The organism is Leucobacter luti, from assembly GCF_019464495.1.
GTDB classification, from domain to species: Bacteria; Actinomycetota; Actinomycetes; order Actinomycetales; family Microbacteriaceae; genus Leucobacter; species Leucobacter luti_A.
Genome location: NZ_CP080492.1, coordinates 1892809 through 1912052 on the forward strand (window position 1 = coordinate 1892809; position 19244 = coordinate 1912052).

A 19244-nucleotide genomic window follows, 5' to 3' on the forward strand; every position below is an offset into this window, starting at 1 on the left:
TCCATGTTTGAACAGAATACTGCCAGCATGTCACCTATCACTCAGTGTCTGGCTTCGGCGGAGGCCGAAGCTGCCACCGTCGAAGCGAACGATGAGCTTGCAACCACCGCAGAGGCGCTCGACGCTGCACAGGCTGCGCTCGACGAGCAGCAGGCCAAGTTTGCCACTGAAAAAAAGGAACTCACGCGCCTGCACGAGGCCGCTACACAGGCGGCAGATGATGCCACGCAGCTCGCTTCGGCTGCCACACTCAGGGCAGAAACCGCTGAGGCCGCAGTGAGCACGGCAGCACAGGACTCCACACCCCGCGGCCTCGTGGACACACCCCCGGTCACCGAGACCACTGTGTACTACCAAAATTGCACAGCAGCACGAGAGGCAGGTGGCGCTCCGGTCTCCATCGGAGGACCCGGGTATGGCCCCCACCTCGATCGAGACGGAGACGGCGTCGGCTGCGAGTAACTAGTGCGCGCCCCGCCCCGCAGGGGACCCAACGGCGATAGCGCAGCGCAGCGCAGCCTGGAGCGCAGCAGCATCGCCGAATCTCGCACCCTGCAGAGTGACACCAACGGGGAGCTCTCCCTCGGCGACCGGGAGCGGGAACGTGACCATCGGGGCGCCAACAACCGTGCCGTGTTCAGTGTTGCGCGTATACAGATCGAACACCGCGGCCGGTGCGCCGCAGTGTGTAATCACGGCACCCACGTCGATCGGCGGCGCCGCGGCCGGGGTCGTCGGGAAGATGAGCCCGTCCAATTCGTGCTCCCGCAGCAGCGCGTCATACTCCGCCCGCAGCACGGCGACCGCGAACTGCGCGGAGGCATAGGCATCCGCAGTAACCGGCGCCTCCGCCATACCCTCCAGCACCGCACGCACGTCAGGCGTCTGCACCCCTGCGCGCAGCCGCCTCAATCCCTCACTCGGCTCCACTCCGAACGCCTCGGCTGCGGCAGCCGCCAGCAACCGCGGAGTCTCCCAGCCCATCAGGTCCGCCGTGACACTGCGAGCACGCGAAAGGAACTCACGAAGATCCACCGACACCGGATCAGCCACGGCGGCGAGCGCCTGCACCGCACGATCCCAGGACCGCTCAGTATGCGGCTGTAGCTGCGCTGCGAGCTCCGCTGAAATGCCGAGCCGCAAACGCCGCGACGGATCGGGGCCTGGCACCGCCGCATGCCCCGCGAGCTCCGTGCGCGCGTCCTCCCCGTGACCGCCCTGTCGAGGGCGATGATGCGTCGCAGAGTGTCGGCGAACAGTCCAGGGGTGTCGCGTGTCCAGGAGAGTCCGATCGTGCCGGCGCTGGGCCACCGCCCCGTGGTGGGACGGAACCCGGCGACCCCGCACAGGCTGGCCGGGATCGAGACCGAACCCCCGGTGTCGGTGCCGAGCGCAACAGAGACAGTCCCACCCGCCACGACTGCGGCGCTCCCACCGGACGATCCGCCGGCCGAGCGGTCCGGGTGCCCCGGAACCGTCACCGCTCCAAAGGCCGGGTTTTGCGAAGTGATGCCGAAGGCGAGTTCGTGCATATTCGCCATACCAGCCACCACCGCACCGGTGCGGCGGAGTGCGGCGACGATCGGCGCATCCGCGTGCTCAGGCACGAGATCCAACGCCGCACTGCCCGCGGATCGCACGAACCCGCGCGCGGCAATGTTGGCCTTCACCCCGAGCAGGTACGCCCCTTCTCCCTGCTCAGCGAGTTCCTGCAGCAGCGCCGCGCGCGGGCGAAGCTGCGTCCAGGCGTGCCACCGAGAGGGTTCGCCGGACGCCTCGATTTCGGGATCCTGCACACTCACCGCGAGCTCTCCTCCAGGTTCTTGCCCTTCGTGTTCGGAGCCAGCACGTTCACGAGCGAGCCCAGCGCCAGGAACGCCACCAGGCCCAGCATGGTGCCTTCAAGCGGGAATCGGCTGAGGACTCCGACCAGCAAGAGCACGCCCAGGCCGCCGCCAACGTGGCCGATGCTGTCCGTCACCGCGTACGCCGTGGTGCGAAAACGCGTGGGGTATACCTCCGCCGTCAGCGCGTACTGCGCAGGGACCCAGAGGTTTTGGCCGAAGAACAACACGATCGAACCGATGAATACGACGCCGAGGGAGTGGTCACCGAACGCTACGAGCAGCGCACCAGCGACCGTGATCACCGCACCGATCAGCATCCACCATTTGCGCTCGATCCGATCCACCAGCGGCCGCACCACGATGGCCGCGAGAATGAAGCCGAGCAGCCCGACCGCGGAGACCATGCCTGCTTCGCTTGCGGTGAAGCCCTGTCGCACGAGCACCGAGGTGTAGGCGCCAGAGAAGGCGTAAATGGTGAGGTAGCCGAGCATCCATGCCAGGCCGAGCACGCACAGCCGCTTCAGGTATTTCGGCGTGGTGAACAGTTCTTTCACCCCGGCCCAACCGTGCTGCGCCGGCTCGGGCGCAGCATCAGACACGGCATCGGCTGGAAGCAGCGGGGCACGCTTCGTGGCGATCACTTCCATGCGATCGACCACCGCTGTCGCCTCCTCCGTACGCCCCTGCTCAGCGAGCCACCGCGGTGACTCCGGAAGCGCGATCCGCAGCAGCAACGACAGGACCGCCAGAACCGCACCAATGCCGTACACCCATCGCCAGCCCGCGGTGAAGGAATCGGATGCGAGCGCGAACGGAAGCGCGGAGGGCCAGGGGCCCATCGGAGTGGTGAGGAACAGTCCCAGCCAGATTCCGAGCGCAGAGCCAAGCGAGGCCATGATGAACATCAGGCCCGTGTAACGGCCGCGCATGCGTCGCGGAGAGATCTCACTGATGAAGACGTTGATGATGGCAAGATCTGCGCCAACACCGATGCCCGTGATGAGGCGCGAGAGCCCGAAGTGCGCCTCGTTCATCGCCAGCATGGAGTACAGCGAACCGAGGCCGGTGATGACCATCGCCACGATCAGCATGCTGTGCCGCCCGAAGCGGTCGGAGAGCGGGCCAAGGGTGAGGGCGCCGACACCGTAGCCCAGCAAGCTCAGGAACACCGGGAGACCGATGAAGCCATCGGTGCTCGTAAGATCGCACCCCTCGATGATCTGCACACAGGTCTGCACGAAGGAGACGTTGATGTTGAAGATGTCGTACTGCACGAACAGCATGCCGAGCCCGATTGTGAATGCCGAGGCGAGGCTCAGTCCCCAACGAGGGAAACGATCAATGCGGCGGAGGATCGCGGCGCTTGCCACGCGTCCTGCGTCTGCGGTGCGCGGAGCCGGGACGGTCTGCGCGGCGGATCTGGGTGTGGAAGACACTCGTCAACTCCTTTGTCTGCGAATGGATCAGCTCTCTCGATTCTGACCATTCGCGGACCCGCACGACATCGTCACTATTGATGATGGCGGAAGTAGTATCCGGCCAACGAGACCCGATTCGCAGATCCCGTTTTCTCGAACGCGTGCCCCAGGTGTGTCCTGAGAGTGGGGAGCGAAATCCCGAGCTGCTGCGCGATCTGTTTGTCGCCCTCACCATGTGCGATGAGCTCGGCGATCTGCAGCTCGCGGGGAGTGAGAGCTGCGCTTCCTGGCTTCGGCTGCTTGGGGAGCACGCGCGCGAGCAGGTCGCCGAACGCGCGAAACGACTCAGCCTCAGCCTCGGTGAACGCCCGCGCCCGGCGCCCACGCCACAGCCGCAGATCGATTCCGCCTGAACCCCCAGAACGCGGGAAGTAGTTCAGTCCGTGGCGCATGTCCTGCGGCCTGAGAAAGTCAGCAACGAACTCGTCCCCGCCCGCCCGATCTACTGTGACGGTGACGGCGGTGCCTGCCGAGTACAGCTGCGGAGTGAGGCGGTCGACGTATCGAAAGTGCCGGTCATATGCTTCCAGGCGCCCGGCCCCCATGTTGAGCTCCACTGGATCGGCGTACGGCCCAGTGCCGTCGTTGACGTACGACACGAAGATGTCCGCACCGAACATCCGACGGAGGATCGCGCCAAGTTCCAGGCGCGTGACCCGCTGCGGCGCGCCTGCGAGCACGATATCGATGGCCTCCGACGCGAGTGCGTGTGTGTTCGTCATGGTGGCTTCGCCCTCCTCAGCGCTCCGAGGCTAACCTTAAGCGCTCGAAGTCGCATGCGCCAGGGTCGTGCCGCGCACACACCAGCGGCCCCGTGGAATCCTCCACGGGGCCGCTGGTGCCACCCGAGCCGCGGCTCAGGGCAGGTGTTGGCGCAGTCTGCTACGCCGAGCTGTCCGACGCGCCTCCTGCGCGGCGGCGCTTCGCGATCGCGATCGCCCCGCCGCCCACGAGGAGCAGAAGGCCTGCGAAGACGCCGGTGCCGAGGAACGCGGCGCCACCGGTGGTGGCCAACGACTTCGCAGGGGGCGTCGACGTATCAGTCGGCTTCGGGCTCGGTTCCGGCTCCGGCTTTGGCTCCGGCTTCACCGACTCGTCCGCGGCGAACTCCAGCGTCACCGTCGCGCTTGCGTGACCGGCCACGTCGACGGCCCGGATCTCAGCGGTCGCAGCCGCTGCGCCGAGCGGAAGCTCCGCAGTGAGCGTCTCATCAGCAGCAGCGGGCGCTGCCCCGGCAGCCGCTGCGCCTGCGCCAGCGCTGCCGCCTGTGCTGCCTCCTGCGCCGAGGAGTGAGCCCCATTCGCCGTCAGGAAGCATCCGGTACTCGATCTTGTCCACTCCGGAGGTGGCGTCGCTGGCCGCAACGGTCACCTCGCCGCGCTGGGCGGATGCCCCGGTGTCCACCGCTGCGGTGAGCGTTGGGGCCACGGTGTCGATCGGGTAGCTGCGCTCCACCGGAGTGGTCGTGCCGCTGCCATCGGTCACGCGAGCGTGCAGCGTATTGACTCCCTCGTCCGCGAGCGTGATGGGCGCGGTATACCCCTCCCAGTCTGTGCCGTTCCGCGAGAACTCCACCGTCGGAGCCTGGTCGATATCGTCAGCGCCAGCGAGGCTCACCACAACCGGACCCTGGTACCACCCGGCAGCGTTTGCCTCGGCACTGGTGTCGAGTGTGACGGTCGGAGGCGTCGTGTCGTTGATCAGCTTCAACTGAACCGAGGTATCCCCCGAGATTGCCTGATCTAGCGCCCCGCCGATGGCGTCATTCGGGGCGAGCGCCGCAAAATCGCACTCGGTCTCGGGCGCCAGAGTCGTCACGCTCCCATCCGAGGCGGTCGTGCCCACCTCACGCCAGCCCTCGTCTGCACCGCAGGACATCGCAACGGGTACTCCGGCGGCAGCGGCACCCGCGTCGTCCTGCACGTCAACGGTGACACTGTTGAGCGAGGCACGGAACGCAGAGCCCCCGATGATTTCGGCGGAGATCCCCATCCGCTCCTGCGACACGTTTTCGATTGTGTCCGAGGTCTGATGATAGGTCGGTTCGAGCACGATAGACGAGTCTGCTGACCAGAACATCCAGCTGAACACTGCGGCGTCAATGCCGACGTTCTGGAATGATTCGTGATCGCTACGCGCGACGTTGCCGCGGTTCAGCGGGCCCCGGTTCGTGTGCTCGGAGAGTGCGTCGGCGTGGTTGAGCACGGAGTTCTGCATCCCCTCAGGCTTCAGGCTGAGGCCCCAGAACTGCATGGGTCGCTCCGCCGTTCCCGCGTATGCAGTCCCCGCCATATCCATGTTCCAGGCGCCGACTGCACGGTCGATCTCCTCGGGCGTGAGGCTCTGCGCGTGGGCCTTGGAGCCGAGGATCCCCTTCTCTTCAGCGCCCCACGCGCCAACGCGGATCTCCGTGTCGAGTGAATACTGGCTCAGGATCCGAGCGGACTCCAGCATGATCCCGATGCCAGACGCGTTGTCGCTCGCGCCGGGGCTCCCCACCACCGAGTCAACGTGCGCGCCGATGTACACGATGGGAGCGGTGCCGTCGGTGTCTCCAACTGCTGGGCGCACACCGATCACGTTGGAACTCTGGGTGCCACTTCGTTCCGTCGTGATACTGAGCGTCAGCGGCCCCGTTGCGAGCAGGTCGCGCACGCGCTGCCCCTGCCCGAGCGATGCTCCGACCACCTGGATCCCCGTCGCCTCTGCTGGGACAGTGCCGGGATTTGCCATGGACTGGTTCGCATTGGTGTTAGTGAAGATCACTCCGGCGGCTCCAGCGCCGGCGAGGGCCGTCAGCTGAGCGGATCGCGAAGCCGCGCTCCCCCCAAAGGTCACCAGTACGAACTTGCCCGCGACGTCTGCCGGGGCGAAGGTGGAACCGTCACCGATGTCGACCACCTGTGCCGCCACTGGGGCCGCTGCCTCAGTGAAGAGTGCGTTGCTGGCTGGACGATACTGCCAGCTCACTTGTGTGGGGAGATCACGATCCGGCACCACATTCGCGAAGGTGGACACCCCCACGGTGACAGCTTCAAGCTCAGTGGTGAAGCCGTACGAGTCCAGCGTTGACTGCACGTACGCGTTTGCGGTTGCCTCGGCCGTGGTCGCAGCGACGCGCGGGCCGATATCGACGGCGAGGTGCCGCACGTGTTCATACACGGCTGCGTCGTCCACCTGGTCCGCGAATTCCTGCAGGTAGTCCGGCAGGTAGGTCGCGGTTCGGATCGCTTCGATCCCGTCCACGGGTGCGTACGGCACGGCGAGCGCCGCGGTCGGGGTAAAGACGAGGGGCACGGTGATCGCCGCGGCCCCCAAAGCGAAGGCGAGCCGCTTCCGCGGCCTCGGCTCCGTATGTACGTTATTGCGTGACTGCATTGTCCGCTGGCGTCCTCTCTGACGTCGCGGCTCCTCAGGGCGCTCCGTGAGGAGCCCTTCTCGCGCGTACGCGAGCGAGGACTCCGACGCACCCCAACCGAACCGACTGCTTTTGGATGCGATCGCATCCCCCGGATCGACCATATCGAAGTTCGGACGGTGTGCGGGAATAATTTCGGCGCGGCCAGTCCTCGAGGACGCCCAGCGCCCCCGAGGCTCGCCTATCCGGTATGGCTAGTCCTGCTGCGCCTCCGCGATATCGGCTCGCGGCACCTCTTCGCGGCTCACCTCGGCGTCGTCACCGTAGTATTCTGTGGCGCCGTCGAGCACGGGATGGTCGAGCGTGGCGCCCTCTCGCGATGGGTGCGCCGTACCCTCACCGTTGGGCGCTTCTGTTCGCGTTGCGTGGTGCGGCACATTGGAGTGATGTCCAGTCGTCATGATGTCTCCTGTCACTCGGGCTGCCAACACTAGGCCTGTCTGCACGATTCCGCCAGGGCCTTACGGTCTGGCCGACACCCGCGTCGATGCGCGCTTCGTCCGGCTCCGCGCAGCACAGATCGCCGCACAGCGCTGCTACCCGCACAACAGAAAAGACCCGGACTCCGTTGATTTCTCAACAGTGTCCGGGTCTGTGTTTCTGTGGCGGATGAGGGATTCGAACCCCCGTAGGCATTGCCAGCTGATTTACAGTCAGCCCCCTTTGGCCGCTCGGGTAATCCGCCAAAGATCGTGCGTGCACGACCGAGAGTCAACTTTACCGGCTCGATCCCCCGAACGGAAATCGACCGTGGCTCCCGGGCCTGCCTCGCCCCGCACTGCACCCCCTCAACCACCCCAGCCGTGGCAGGATCAGTGCATGCGCACTCTCCCGAACGAGCTCACCATGCACACCTCGTCCGACCTCGCCGCGATGTCAGCAGCCGCGCTGTACCGCATTGCCCGGCTGCGCCAAGAGGTCTTCGTTGTGGAGCAACACTGCGTCTACCTCGATCTCGATGGCCGTGACGCCGAGGCCGGTACCACGCTGCTCTGGGCCGAAGACGCTGCAGGCGACGTCGCCGCAACGATGCGGGTGCTGCGCGAGGACGCGCTCGAACCCGGCCTCTCCTCCATCGGCCGCGTCGCCACTGCTCCTGTCTGGCGCGGGCGCGGCGTCGCCGCGGTGCTCCTCGACGCTGCGATTCAGAGCTGCGACGGCGGCCCCATCCTTATCCACGCGCAGTCATATCTCACCGACTGGTATGGGCGCTTCGGCTTCCAGGCCAGCGGCCCCGAGTTCGTCGAAGACGGGATCCCACACACGCCCATGCGGATCGGCTAGCTCCTCACCGCCCAACAGGCACTGCTACGCTCCGCCGAGCGCCTCATCCCATCCGGGCACCGGGATCGCGAGCCCGTGCCGGTGCGCACGCGCCGACACCGACTGTTCCTGCAGCAGTGTCAGCAATTCAACAGGCCCCGCCATCGTCACCGGTTCCGCCCACAGTGCAGCGCGGTCGAGCCCGCCCATCCACTCAGCAACTCGGATCGCGTCACCGCCGATGAGCCGGACCCGTGAGGCGGGTGCCTCTCCCGGCCCCAGCGGCCCGGTCACGGCAATGCGCTCCATCCAATCCTCGTCGCGTTCCAGCGACACTTCGATGCCCTGCCCCTCAAGCACCTCGGCGACCTCCGGGGCGAGCAATTGCCCCGTCGAGACCGCGATCGGCGCACGCACCAGCAGCGCGGCAGCGAGCACCCGGATCAAGCCTGCAGCGGGCCCGTCCTCGGCCAGCCGCACCTGCGTCACCACCGAGCGGTAGCGAAGCGTATTGCGCTCGATTCCCAGCCCGATGGCGTCGCGCGTCGCCGCAAACGAGGTCCGCCATACGAGAGCATCAGCCAGCGCCGCGCGCCGCACGGCGTCGAACTCCTCGTACGCGAGGCTCGGCTGGGCCGCAGCGATAAGCAAGCGTACTTCAGGGTCGAGCCCCCGCAAGTGCAGCGTGTCACTCCTGGTGCCCTGCCGCGGCTGCCACGATCCGAGCGCGAGCAGCCGATTCGGCCCACCGGAGAGCGCGGGAAGGCCCATGACCGCGTCATCCCAGCCCCCTCTCGGGTGTCGCTCAATTCGCGCACCGGTCGTGGCACGATTGATCGATACCGCCGCCGCGCGCACGTGTTCCAGCCAGGCCGCGATCTCATCGCCGTCGTTCGAGTACAGCGCAGCAACGCTGCCTGCGCCAGGGGCATTCTGGCGGTCGATTCCCTCTGCCAGGCTATGCGCAGTGGTAATCCCGATCACGGGCACTTCGAGTGCGTCCCTCCAGAAACCGGCGTCCGGTGCAACGCCCAGTCGCACGCCGGGGCTCCACAGCGTTCCTGCGTCATCAAGCTGACGGGGTTCCACCAGCCATTCTTCGCCCCGCCCCAACTCTGTGAGCGCGCGAAGACCAGCGGCGTCCGGGGGGCCGGGGAGCGGGCCAAGATCGAAGCTGAGCGGATCGTCGTTCCCTGGTCTCGCCGTGTCGCCGACACGGAGGGCGCGCACGGCGTCGGCGAGATCCTCGCGGAAGCCCCGGGACCGCGCCACGCTACCGAGGAGAATTACCTCGTGCGCGGCACTGACATCGGCCCCGGCTGCTCGGAACCCGGATGCCACGATGTCGTCGATCGAGCTCTCGCGATCCGCTGATGGGGCAACCAGGATCGAACCGCGCGCGCGGAACTGCCCCTCGATGCGCAGATCCGGCCGCCTCCTGGCGAGCTCCCGGCCAATCTCGCGGCCGCCCAGCACGAGTGCTCGGTCGATCTGCTCGTGCGCAGCCAGCTCAGCAACAGTGGCGTGCGCGGCAACCGCTTCGACGAGCACAGCACCGGGGTCAGCCCACCGGCCTCGCATTCCTCGATGAGCGCAGTCGCCGACGCGAGCAATCGCTGCGGCACCGCAAGAAGCACTGCACTCCCCGCGCCAAGCGCGGAGAACACTGCCTCGGCGTACCGCGCGAGCGAGGTCCCCCGATCACCTGTGACGAGCACCACCCTTCCCGGGAGAAAGCTCGCCCCACGCACGGCGCCGAGGCCCTCGGAGAGCTGGCCGGAATACCTGGCCGCGTCCACGATGTCGTTGATCTCAGCGTCAAGCTCCGCCGCAGGAGCTCCCGTGTCCGCCGCAAGTGCCTGGACGAGGCGATCGCGCGCGGCGACCACAGCGAGCGCCGCGCGGCGCAACCGCACTGCGCGGGCCGCTGGTCCGTGCATCGACCACTGTTCCGCAGACTCGTGAGCGGTGAGCGCAGCTCGGGCGGGATCGAGATCGGCAGCGGAGAGCGCAATTGTGTCATGCACTGGATCCTGCGCGGCCACCCGGTCGGCCGCGCGCTGCAACTGCTCTCGCATCCAGTCACGGTTTGCCGGGATGCTCGCGTCAGTGCCTGGCTCATTGGCGAACCCCGAGTTCGACACCGCTGGGATCGCGCGCACTGGAGCAAACTCCTCCAGCTGGAACGCCCCGGTCGCCCCGCGGCTCAAGCCGAGCACTGCCGCGGTGAGACCGCCCGTCTCAAAGCGCGCTGGCTCGTCCGGTGCGCGGTAGAACAGTGCACTGTCACGCTCGCTCGGATCCCACTCGCGTGCCCGCAATTGTGTGCGGTGCGAGGTCGGTGCCGGCTCAGCCGCGAGCTCGGCGGCCGCCCGGAAGGTCGCGGCGTCGGCGGCAAGGGCAGCTGCGCGGTCAATGGCGGACGGAACACTCGGCGCATCAGCATCAGCACCAGCACCAGCACCCGAGGCGCTCCCGCCTGCGCGCAGAAGCGCTTCCACTCGCGACGCGGGCGAGATGGGATCGGCAGCCTCGGCTGCGAGCCCCACAAGCAGGTCAACCGCTCCAGCGAACTCTCCCGGCGAGACAACGGGGAGCACCGTACGGACCTGTGTCCCACCTTCTGCGATCACCTCGGCAAGGCCAGGCACGACGCCGACCCGCAACTGCACTGAGACGAGCTCCGTGATTCCTCGCTGCTCCGCGAGTTCGATCGCAGCTGCCAGGAGGAGCGGATCCTCGCTCGCAATCACCGGGCGCAGCACCGCGGCACGGCCGGGGTGCAGTGCCAGCTCGGTGAGGCGCAGGAGCTGAGCCGCGACAGCGTGGGGATCTTCCAGCACCGGCACCGCGAGGCCGCTCTGGATCGACGCAATCCGCTCGGCCCCGGCCACACCAGCAACGCCGATCACGACCTCCGCGGGTGCACCACCCTCAGCAACTCTGCGCTGCGCCCAACGGCTGAGCTGGTCGTAGAGCTCGCGCGATTCCGGCAGCTCAGCGAACACTCGTGTCGCGACGCGTGCCCGATCCAGGGCAGGATCCGTCAGTGCCCGCGCGAGCACCGCTGGGACACGCCTCGCCCAGCGCACGCTGCGCGGCTCGAGGTGGATCGTGGTGCCGTGCTCGGCGGCTGCCGCAAGAATCGGCTGGAGGGCTGCAGCCGCCACGATCGTGTCCGTGTCAGCGGACCAGTCGTTGCCGCCGGGCGCGATGCGCGCAGGGTCGACGACGAGATGGGTCACCGCGGCGTGGGCGGCGAGGGCAGCGAGCCTGTGCACCTCCGCTGCCGCCTGCGCTGGCCCGTGGACAGCCGCCCCGAGGGGTGCGACCACAGGCACAGTTCCTGCATCCCGCAATCGTCGCAGCTCCTCGGCCAGGGCAGTCAGCCGGCCCGGCTCCAGAGTGCCATCAGCGTCCGCAGCGGATCCGGGTTTGGGGAGCTGAGTTGCGAGCACAAGACTCGACAGCCGGGATCGCAGCCAACGCCTGGCAACCGGCATGATCGCCCAGGGAAGGCCCAGCGACGCCGCACCACCGGCCCGCATCGCGAGCCGGTCACGCGCGCTCATCGAAGCAGGAACTTCCTGAGCGATATCCCGCAGTCCCACCGCTGAAGCGAATGCGTCTTCAGTGCTCCCGAGCAGCTCAAGCAGGCGCCGAGTGAAATCGAAGCTCTCTGGGTCACGGTGCATCCCGCCGAGCGGCGCCCGAGCGGCGGTGTCTCCGCGCGCACCGATCGCATCGATCCACGCGGTCGCGCGCGACTGCGTCGCGTCGACGACCCTCGGCCACACCGGCCCCTGCACCGAAGAGCTCGTGTCCCGCGTCATGTCTCCACTGTAGGGTTCACTTCCGACAACGCGGGGAAGCGCGCGGAGCACACTGTCTGAAACGTCAAGCGTTCAGCTGCGCTCCAGCTGGGCTAGGCGAGAAGCGCGCGATCGTCGAGCTGTGCGCCCTTGATCTTTCCGAACTCGGCAAGCAGTTGCGGCACGGTGAGGTGTTGCTTCTGCGCAGCCGAAGCCTCGAACACGATGCGTCCCTCGTGCATCATGATCAGCCGGTTGCCGAGCTTGAGCGCTTGCTCCATATTGTGCGTCACCATGAGGGTCGTCAGCCCACCCTGGGTCACGATGCGCTCGGTGAGATCCGTCACGAGCGCGGCGCGCTGCGGATCCAACGCGGCGGTGTGCTCATCCAGCAGCAGGATCCGCGGTTGCGTGAATCCAGCCATGAGCAGCGACAACGCCTGGCGCTGGCCGCCCGAGAGCAGGCCGACCTTCGCGGTAAGCCGGTGTTCGAGGCCAAGCTCCAACGATGTGAGCTCGTCATGGAACCGCGCTCGCAGTTGCCGGGTGAGCGCGAGGGCGAGACCCCGGTTCTTGCCGCGTCGCACCGCCAGTGCGAGGTTCTGCTCGATGGTGAGATCCGGTGCCGTGCCAGCCATCGGATCCTGGAACACACGGCCGACGTAGCGGGCCCGCTGGTGCTCCTTGAGACGGTTGACGCGCTGGCCGTCGATTTCGATAGTCCCGGTGTCAACGGTGTAGCGCCCCGCAACGGCGTTGAGCAGTGTCGACTTGCCTGCACCATTGGAGCCGATCACGGTGACAAAGTCACCTTCGTCGAGCTTGAGGCTGAGCTCTGCGAGCGCGCGCCGCTCATTCACGGTGCCCGGGAAGAAGGTCTTGTCGATCTGATCGATAGTCAGCATGTGATTAACTCCCTGCCGTCTTGGGCGCGGAATCTGCCGCAGCGGTGGCCGCGACTGAGGCTGGAGGCGATCCTGGAGCAGGCGCCCCGGATCCGCGCTCGGGGAACTCGTCCGCCGCGTCCGCGCAGCGTAGGCACGCGCTTCGGGAAGCCCCAGCGCGGGAGCAGCAGCGCAGCGACCACGAGCACCGCGGTCACGAGCTTCATGTCGTTCGGGTTGAGCCCGGCCTGCAGCGCGAAGAAGATGATGAGGCGATAGAGCACTGCGCCGAGGATCACGGCGAGGCTCGCGAGCCAGATAAAGCGCTGGCCGAAGATCGCCTGGCCGAGAATTACTGACGCGAGGCCCACGAGGATGAGGCCGATGCCCATGCTGATGTCGGCAAATCCCTGATACTGCGCAACAAGGGCGCCGCAGAGCGCGACGAGACCGTTGGAGAGCGAGAGGGTGAGGATCTTGGTGCCGTCGGTATTCACGCCGAAGCTGCGGATCATCTGCTCGTTGTTGCCTGTCGCCTGAATGGCGAGACCGAGATCAGTCGACAGGAACCAGTCGATCACGAACTTCAGCACGAGCACACCGGCAATGATGATGGCGATGCCAACCCAGGTGCCGAGCATCTCGGCGTCTTTGAGCGGAGTGAACACCGTCTCGGCGCGCAGGAGCGGCAGGTTCGCTTTGCCCATGATCCGAAGGTTGATCGACCAGAGTGCAATCATCGTCAGGATACCGGCGAGCAGTCCGTCGATCCGGCCCTTCGTATGGAGCAGGCCGGTGATCGCACCGGCAACGAGGCCGGCAGCCCCGCCAGCCAGTGTCGCAACGATCGGGTTTTGCTCTGCAGTGATGAGCGCGGCAGCCACCGCGGCGCCCGTCGTGAAGCTGCCGTCGACCGTCAGGTCAGGGAAGTTGAGCACGCGGAAGGTGAGATACACCCCAAGTGCCATGACTCCGTATAGGAGGCCGAGTTCGAGCGCGCCGATCATCCGGTCTTCATTCCTTGCGTTGGGGGCACCCACCCGTGTGGGCGCAGTGTCCGCTCATGGGAGCAGTGGCTGCCGCATATTCATGCGACAGCCACTGCGTCAATTGTCCTGCGTACTGCTCTACTCTACGACGGTCGCTTCGTCGAGGATCTTCTTCGGGATTTCGACACCCATGCGCTCAGCTGCGGCCGGGTTGACCACGTAGCTCAGCTCAGCGGGAGTCTCGACCGGAGTGGTCGCGGGATCCGCACCGTCGAGCACCTTGAGTGCCATCTCGCCAGTCTGCTTGCCGAGCTTGGTGTAGTCGATGCCGTACGTGGCAACTGCGCCGCCCTCGACCGTGCCCGGCTCCGCGCCGATCACGGGGATCTTGTTCGCTTCAGCGACCTGCACGAGCGATGCGATGCCCGAGACGACCATGTTGTCGGTCGGCACGTAAATCGCGTCGACGTCGCCGAGCGCCTCGGTGGCCTGTGCGATGTCGTTCGCGGTGGTGACGGTCTTCGTCACGATCTCGAGTCCCATCTCGTCAGCGACCGCCTGTGCGTCCTTGACCTGGACCTCAGAGTTCACCTCACCCGATGCGTACACGATGCCGACCTTCTTGGCATCGGGCTTCATCTCGGTGATGAGCTCGAACTGGGTCTTCAGCGCGTCAGCAGGAACGGCGTCAACGGTGCCGGTCACGTTCGCGCCCGGCTCTTCGTCCGACTTCACGAGCTCAGCGGAGACGGCATCGGTGACTGCGGTGAAGAGCACGGGCTTATCCGTGATCGCCTGCGCTGCCGCCTGCGCCGCCGGAGTCGCAACTGCAAGCACGAGGTCGACGTCGGACGTCGCGAAGGTCTGCGCGATGGTCACCGCGGTTGCCTGCTCGCCGTTCGCGTTCTGGACATCAAACTTGACCGTGTCGCCTTCGACATAGCCAGCGTCGATGAACGCCTGCTTGAAGCCCTCCGTTGCAGCATCCAACGCTGGGTGCTGCACGAGCTGGCTGATGCCGATGCTCACGGCCTTCGGCGCAGCGGCGTCGTCGCCACCCGAGCTGTCGGCAGGTGCTGAGCAGGCGCTGAGCGTGAGTGCGGCGGCGGCGCCGAGGCTCGCGAGGGCGAGCACGCGGCGGCGAGAAGAAATCTGTCGCATGTGTATCAGGTCCTTAGCAAAATAGACTCCATCGCGACCAGTGCCGCGATGAACTGTGTGTTCCGGCGAAATGCGCCGACATCGTCATCGTAGACTGCGTGCACCTGTCGGGCGCAAGTTCGCGACGCATCGTAATGGGGACGTTGCGAAATGCTCGCTGGTGCCAGCGAGAGTGGCCCGCATGTCTCCGAAACCGGACACGCCAGACACCCTCTCGCGGTGAACGGGAGGGTGCCTGGCGTGTGAGGTGACTCGGGCGGGCCGCTATGTCAGAAGCGCCCGATCGTCGAAGGTCGCGCCCTTGATCTTGGCAAACTCAGCGAGCAGCTGCGGCACCGTGAGATGCTGCTTTTCCTCGGCCGAGGCCTGGAACACGATCCGGCCCTCGTGCATCATAATGAGACGGTTGCCGAGCTTCAACGCCTGCTCCATGTTGTGGGTGACCATCAGCGTCGTCAGCCCGCCGTTGGACACGATCCGCTCGGTGAGATCCGTCACGAGCGCCGCACGCTGCGGATCCAACGCGGCAGTGTGCTCATCCAGCAGCAGGATCCGCGGCTGCGTGAACCCGGCCATCAGCAGCGAGAGTGCCTGGCGCTGGCCACCCGAGAGGAGGCCGACTTTCGCTGGCAGTCGGTTCTCAAGGCCGAGCTCGAGCGACTTCAGTTCCTCAAGGAACAGGTCCCGGCGCGCCTTCGTGAGCCCGAGCCCGAGCCCGCGCGTCTTCCCGCGCTGCAGGGCAAGAGCGAGGTTCTGCTCGATCGTGAGGTCCGGCGCCGTGCCGGCCATCGGATCCTGGAACACGCGGCCAACGTAGCGCGCCCGCTGATACTCCTTGAGCTTCGAGACGGGCTTGCTGTCAATCGTGAGCTCGCCGGTATCAACGGTGTAGCGTCCAGCTACCGCGTTGAGCAGCGTCGACTTGCCTGCGCCGTTGGAGCCGATAACGGTGACGAAGTCGCCCTCGTCCATCCGCAGGCTCAGGTCAACGAGTGCCTTCCGCTCGTTGATGGTGCCAGCAAAGAAGGTCTTTGAGATCCGGTCGATGTTGAGCATGGTCTCTACCTCTCGACCGGAACGGTCACGCCTGTGGTCGCCGAAGCAACCGGATCGGGTGCAGGGTCCCCCTGCCGTCGGTTGCCACGGTCCCGCAGCGATGGCAGCTTCTTGAGGAAGCCCCAACGCGGGAGCAGCAGCGCAGCGACCACGAGCACCGCAGTCACCAGTTTCATATCGTTCGGGTTCAGGCCCGCCTGCAGCGCGAAGAAGATGATGAGGCGGTACAGCACCGCGCCGAAGACCACCGCGAGGCTCGCGAGCCAGATAAAGCGCTGCCCGAAGATCGCCTGCCCGAGGATCACTGAGGCAAGGCCGATCAAGATCAGGCCGATGCCCATGCTGATATCTGCGAACCCCTGGTACTGCGCCACGAGTGCGCCGCAGAGCGCCACGAGTCCGTTCGAGAGTGCGAGGGTCAGGATTTTGGTGCCGTCGGTGTTCACCCCGAAGCTCCGGATCATCTGCTCGTTGTTTCCCGTTGCCTGAATCGCGAGGCCCAAGTCGGTCGACAGGAACCAGTCAATAACGAGCTTCAGCACGATGACGCCGACGAGGATGATCCCGATGCCGCCCCAGGTGCCAAGCACCCCGGCGTCCTTCAGCGGGGTGAAGATCGTCTCCGAGCGCAACAGCGGCAGGTTCGCCTTGTCCATGATCCGCAGGTTGATCGACCAGAGCGCGATCATCGTCAGGATACCGGCGAGCAACCCGTCAATCTTGCCCTTCGTGTGCAAGAGGCCGGTGATGACACCGGCGACGAGACCGGCAGCGCCGCCAGCAAGGGTCGCGAGGATCGGGTTCTGACCCGCGGTGATGAGTGAAGCCGCAACCGCGGCACCCGTGGTGAAGCTGCCGTCAACCGTGAGGTCGGGGAAGTTGAGCACGCGGAAGGTGAGATAGACGCCGAGCGCCATGACCCCGTAGATGAGGCCGAGTTCAATTGCACCGATCATGACGACTACTTGATGACGTTGACGGCGCGGTCGACGAGTTCAGCGGGGAGCTCGACTCCGAGGCGCTTCGCCGCACCGAGGTTGACGGTCAATTCGGTGTCTTTGGAGGTCTCCACCGCCATCGTTGCGGGATCCTCACCATCCTTCAGGATGCGCACGGCCATCTCGCCGGTCTGGTGTCCGAGCTTCGTGTAGTCGATCCCGACTGTGGCGGCCGCACCGCCTTCAACGTGGGTCGAATCAGATCCGACGACCAGGATACCCTTGTCCTCGGCGACGCCGACAATGGCGCCAATGCCGGAGGCAACGAGATTGTCACTCGGAGTGTAGATCGCGTCGACATCTCCGAGTGATTCGGTCGCCTGCATCAGCTCAGAAGCGTTGGTGACGGTGGCTTCAACGACCTCCATACCGAGCTTCTGCGCCGCCGCGCGTGCCAACTCCACCTGCACCGAGGAGTTCACCTCGCCGGAGCCGTAGACAACGCCGATCTTCTTCGCGTCGGGCTTGATCTCCTGGATCAGCGCGATCTGATCGGCCACCGGGCTCATATCGCTCGTGCCGGTGATGTTGCCACCCGGCTTGTCTACCGAGGCCACCAAGTCGGCAGCGACGGGATCGGTGACGGCGGTGAACACCACGGGAACGTCGGCCAGGTTCTGCGCCGCGGCCTGCGCCGACGGCGTCGCGATCGCGAGCACCAGATCGGCTCCGTCCGTCGCGAAAGTCTGCGCGATCGTCGTGGCCGTTGCCACCTCTGCGTTCGCGTTCTTCTCATCGAACACCACGGTCTCGCCGTCGACGTACCCAGCGTCAATGAACGCCTGCTTGAAGCCCTCAGCGGCCGCATCGAGCGCAGTGTGCTGCACGAACTGGCTGATGCCGACGGTGATCTTCGCGTCCCCCGCGGCGTCCCCGGAAGCGCCGTCTGCGCCGCTCGTACCCGAGGTGCAGCCGCTCAGCGCGAGTGCGGTCGCGGCGGCCAGCCCTACGACGGCCAGCGTCCGGTGGCGGAAGCGTGTGATTGCCATGGGTGTTCCTCACTTCAGTGTGATGATCCTCGGTCGGCGGCCGCCGAGGGCGTTCCTTCTCGGCGTCGTGGTGACGTCGATGTCCGTTGCTCGATCGTAGTGACGTTCAAGCTCTGTGCAAACCTGACACACAAGAGCGTGACAGATGTGACAGTTAGGCCAGCCAGATCGAAATCTTGCTAGACAACTTGTATAGCTATACGCGATTTGCTGCTGCGATGACCGCGGCAACGACAGCGTCGTTTTCTTCCGGGTCGCCGATTGATACCCGCACCCCTTCGCCCGCGAAGGTGCGCACGGAGATGCCCTGCGCCTCGAACGCCTCACCCATTGCCGCGCTCGCCTCACCGAGAGGCAACCAGACAAAGTTTGCCTGCGACGGCACAACAGGGAGACCGGTCGCACGCAGCCCAGTAGTCAACCGATCGCGCTCCGTCACCATTTCGTCGATCCGCAGCTGGAGTTCATCCTCGGCGGCAAGCGATGCCACGGCGGCGTCTTGGGCGAGACGGGACACTGCGAACGGCACGGACACCTTGCGCAGCGCCTCAGCGACCGGGACGGGAGCGATCGCGTACCCCACGCGAAGACCGGCCAGACCGTACGCCTTCGAGAAGGTGTGCAGCACGGCAACGTTGGAGTAGCGCCGGAAAAAGTCGATGCCGCTGGGCGAATCGGAGTTCCGGTCGAAGTGCACGTAGGCCTCGTCGACCACGACGAGCACGTTGCTCGGCACTCGCGCCATGAACGCTTCGAGTTCGGCCTCGCTCACCACCGTGCCGGTCGGATTATTCGGGTTGCAGACGAAAATCAAGCGTGTGCGGTCCGTGACCGCATCGGCCATCGCCTGCAAGTCGTGGCGCGAGTCAGCGTCGAGCGCCACTTCGACCGGGACTGCTCCGGCCACGCGCACGAGGATCGGGTAGGCCTCAAAGGAGCGCCACGCGAACATCACTTCGTCACCGGGGGCCGTCATCGCGTGGATCAGCTGCGCTGCGACTTCGACGGATCCAGCGCCGAGCGCCAAGTTCTCCGTAGCCACATCGAAGCGCTGCGCGAGCGCAGCGGTGAGCTCTTCCGCTGCAATGCTCGGGTAGCGACTGATCGCGTGAGGCAGCACCTCCGCGAGATGCGCAACGACCGCGGGAAGCGGCGGGTATGGATTCTCATTGGACGAGAGCTTGATGCTGCGGCCACTCGGGCCAACCGGGGCAGGTTTGCCCGCGCGGTAGGCCGCGATCTGCTCGAGACCGGGACGAAATGACTGCGTCGTCGTCGACATGCACGCTCCTCTAAGTTGCTGGGGCTTCCCGCCGCGCAATCCGCGGCCACCCATTCTGACTCGGGCA

At 66.2% G+C, this 19244-nt stretch carries 15 protein-coding genes, 1 tRNA gene and 2 pseudogenes; 2 read left to right on the top strand and 16 right to left on the bottom strand.

Features of this window, described 5'->3' with window-relative positions:
* Nucleotides 1-27 precede the first annotated feature (27 nt).
* Nucleotides 28-462 (top strand): excalibur calcium-binding domain-containing protein, encoded by a 435-nt coding sequence (locus K1X41_RS15550; protein WP_258566392.1) that lies wholly within the window; start codon nt 28-30, stop codon nt 460-462.
* On the opposite strand, the gene K1X41_RS08485 is transcribed toward K1X41_RS15550, so the two are convergent.
* The 7 genes and pseudogenes from K1X41_RS08485 to K1X41_RS08515 form a co-directional block, all read right to left on the bottom strand.
* Entirely contained in the window at nt 463-1347 is an 885-nt protein-coding gene (locus tag K1X41_RS08485) for an amidase family protein (protein ID WP_309478040.1), read from the bottom strand.
* Nucleotides 1245-1802: pseudogene (locus K1X41_RS08490) on the bottom strand (amidase family protein); the annotation flags it as partial. The gene K1X41_RS08485 and the pseudogene K1X41_RS08490, both read right to left, overlap by 103 nt.
* Complete coding sequence (locus tag K1X41_RS08495; RefSeq protein WP_133616266.1) at nt 1799-3283, bottom strand: MFS transporter; 1485 nt, start codon at nt 3281-3283, stop codon at nt 1799-1801. The gene K1X41_RS08495 and the pseudogene K1X41_RS08490, both read right to left, overlap by 4 nt.
* Nucleotides 3284-3357: 74 nt before the next feature.
* Nucleotides 3358-4047 carry a helix-turn-helix transcriptional regulator gene (locus tag K1X41_RS08500; RefSeq protein WP_220174382.1) on the bottom strand — a complete coding sequence of 230 codons (690 nt, stop codon included), beginning with the start codon at nt 4045-4047 and terminating at the stop codon, nt 3358-3360.
* A 160-nt stretch (nt 4048-4207) separates the two neighbouring features.
* A complete protein-coding gene (locus K1X41_RS08505) occupies nt 4208-6703 on the bottom strand; it encodes a M28 family peptidase (RefSeq protein WP_220174383.1) in 2496 nt (831 codons plus the stop codon).
* Nucleotides 6704-6937: 234 nt separating this feature from the next.
* A complete protein-coding gene (locus tag K1X41_RS08510) occupies nt 6938-7144 on the bottom strand; it encodes a hypothetical protein (protein ID WP_220174384.1) in 207 nt (68 codons plus the stop codon).
* A 202-nt stretch (nt 7145-7346) separates the two neighbouring features.
* Nucleotides 7347-7428: transfer RNA gene (locus K1X41_RS08515), tRNA-Tyr, on the bottom strand.
* A 134-nt stretch (nt 7429-7562) separates the two neighbouring features.
* Between K1X41_RS08515 and K1X41_RS08520 the strand changes: the two genes are divergently transcribed.
* Complete coding sequence (locus K1X41_RS08520; protein ID WP_133616270.1) at nt 7563-8027, top strand: GNAT family N-acetyltransferase; 465 nt, start codon at nt 7563-7565, stop codon at nt 8025-8027.
* Between the two features lie 24 nt (nt 8028-8051).
* Here K1X41_RS08520 and K1X41_RS15555 read toward each other — a convergent pair whose 3' ends face one another.
* The 9 genes and pseudogenes from K1X41_RS15555 to hisC form a co-directional block, all read right to left on the bottom strand.
* Nucleotides 8052-9557 carry an aldehyde dehydrogenase family protein gene (locus K1X41_RS15555; RefSeq protein ID WP_258566394.1) on the bottom strand — a complete coding sequence of 502 codons (1506 nt, stop codon included), beginning with the start codon at nt 9555-9557 and terminating at the stop codon, nt 8052-8054.
* Between the two features lie 269 nt (nt 9558-9826).
* Nucleotides 9827-11839: pseudogene (locus K1X41_RS15950) on the bottom strand (proline dehydrogenase family protein); the annotation flags it as partial.
* A gap of 92 nt (nt 11840-11931) precedes the next feature.
* A complete protein-coding gene (locus K1X41_RS08530; protein ID WP_132205775.1) occupies nt 11932-12723 on the bottom strand; it encodes an ABC transporter ATP-binding protein in 792 nt (263 codons plus the stop codon).
* Nucleotides 12717-13709 (bottom strand): ABC transporter permease, encoded by a 993-nt coding sequence (locus K1X41_RS08535; RefSeq protein ID WP_220174386.1) that lies wholly within the window; start codon nt 13707-13709, stop codon nt 12717-12719. Before K1X41_RS08535 ends, K1X41_RS08530 begins: the two co-directional genes overlap by 7 nt.
* Before the next feature lie 120 nt (nt 13710-13829).
* Entirely contained in the window at nt 13830-14852 is a 1023-nt protein-coding gene (locus tag K1X41_RS08540) for an ABC transporter substrate-binding protein (RefSeq protein WP_132205771.1), read from the bottom strand.
* A gap of 264 nt (nt 14853-15116) precedes the next feature.
* Complete coding sequence (locus K1X41_RS08545) at nt 15117-15908, bottom strand: ABC transporter ATP-binding protein (RefSeq protein ID WP_132205769.1); 792 nt, start codon at nt 15906-15908, stop codon at nt 15117-15119.
* A gap of 5 nt (nt 15909-15913) precedes the next feature.
* On the bottom strand, nt 15914-16864 hold the full coding sequence (locus K1X41_RS08550) for an ABC transporter permease (RefSeq protein WP_132205767.1): 951 nt from the start codon (nt 16862-16864) through the stop codon (nt 15914-15916).
* Between the two features lie 5 nt (nt 16865-16869).
* Nucleotides 16870-17895 carry an ABC transporter substrate-binding protein gene (locus K1X41_RS08555; RefSeq protein WP_132205765.1) on the bottom strand — a complete coding sequence of 342 codons (1026 nt, stop codon included), beginning with the start codon at nt 17893-17895 and terminating at the stop codon, nt 16870-16872.
* A gap of 196 nt (nt 17896-18091) precedes the next feature.
* Complete coding sequence (gene hisC / locus K1X41_RS08560) at nt 18092-19177, bottom strand: histidinol-phosphate transaminase (RefSeq protein WP_220174387.1); 1086 nt, start codon at nt 19175-19177, stop codon at nt 18092-18094.
* Nucleotides 19178-19244: the final 67 nt, after the last annotated feature.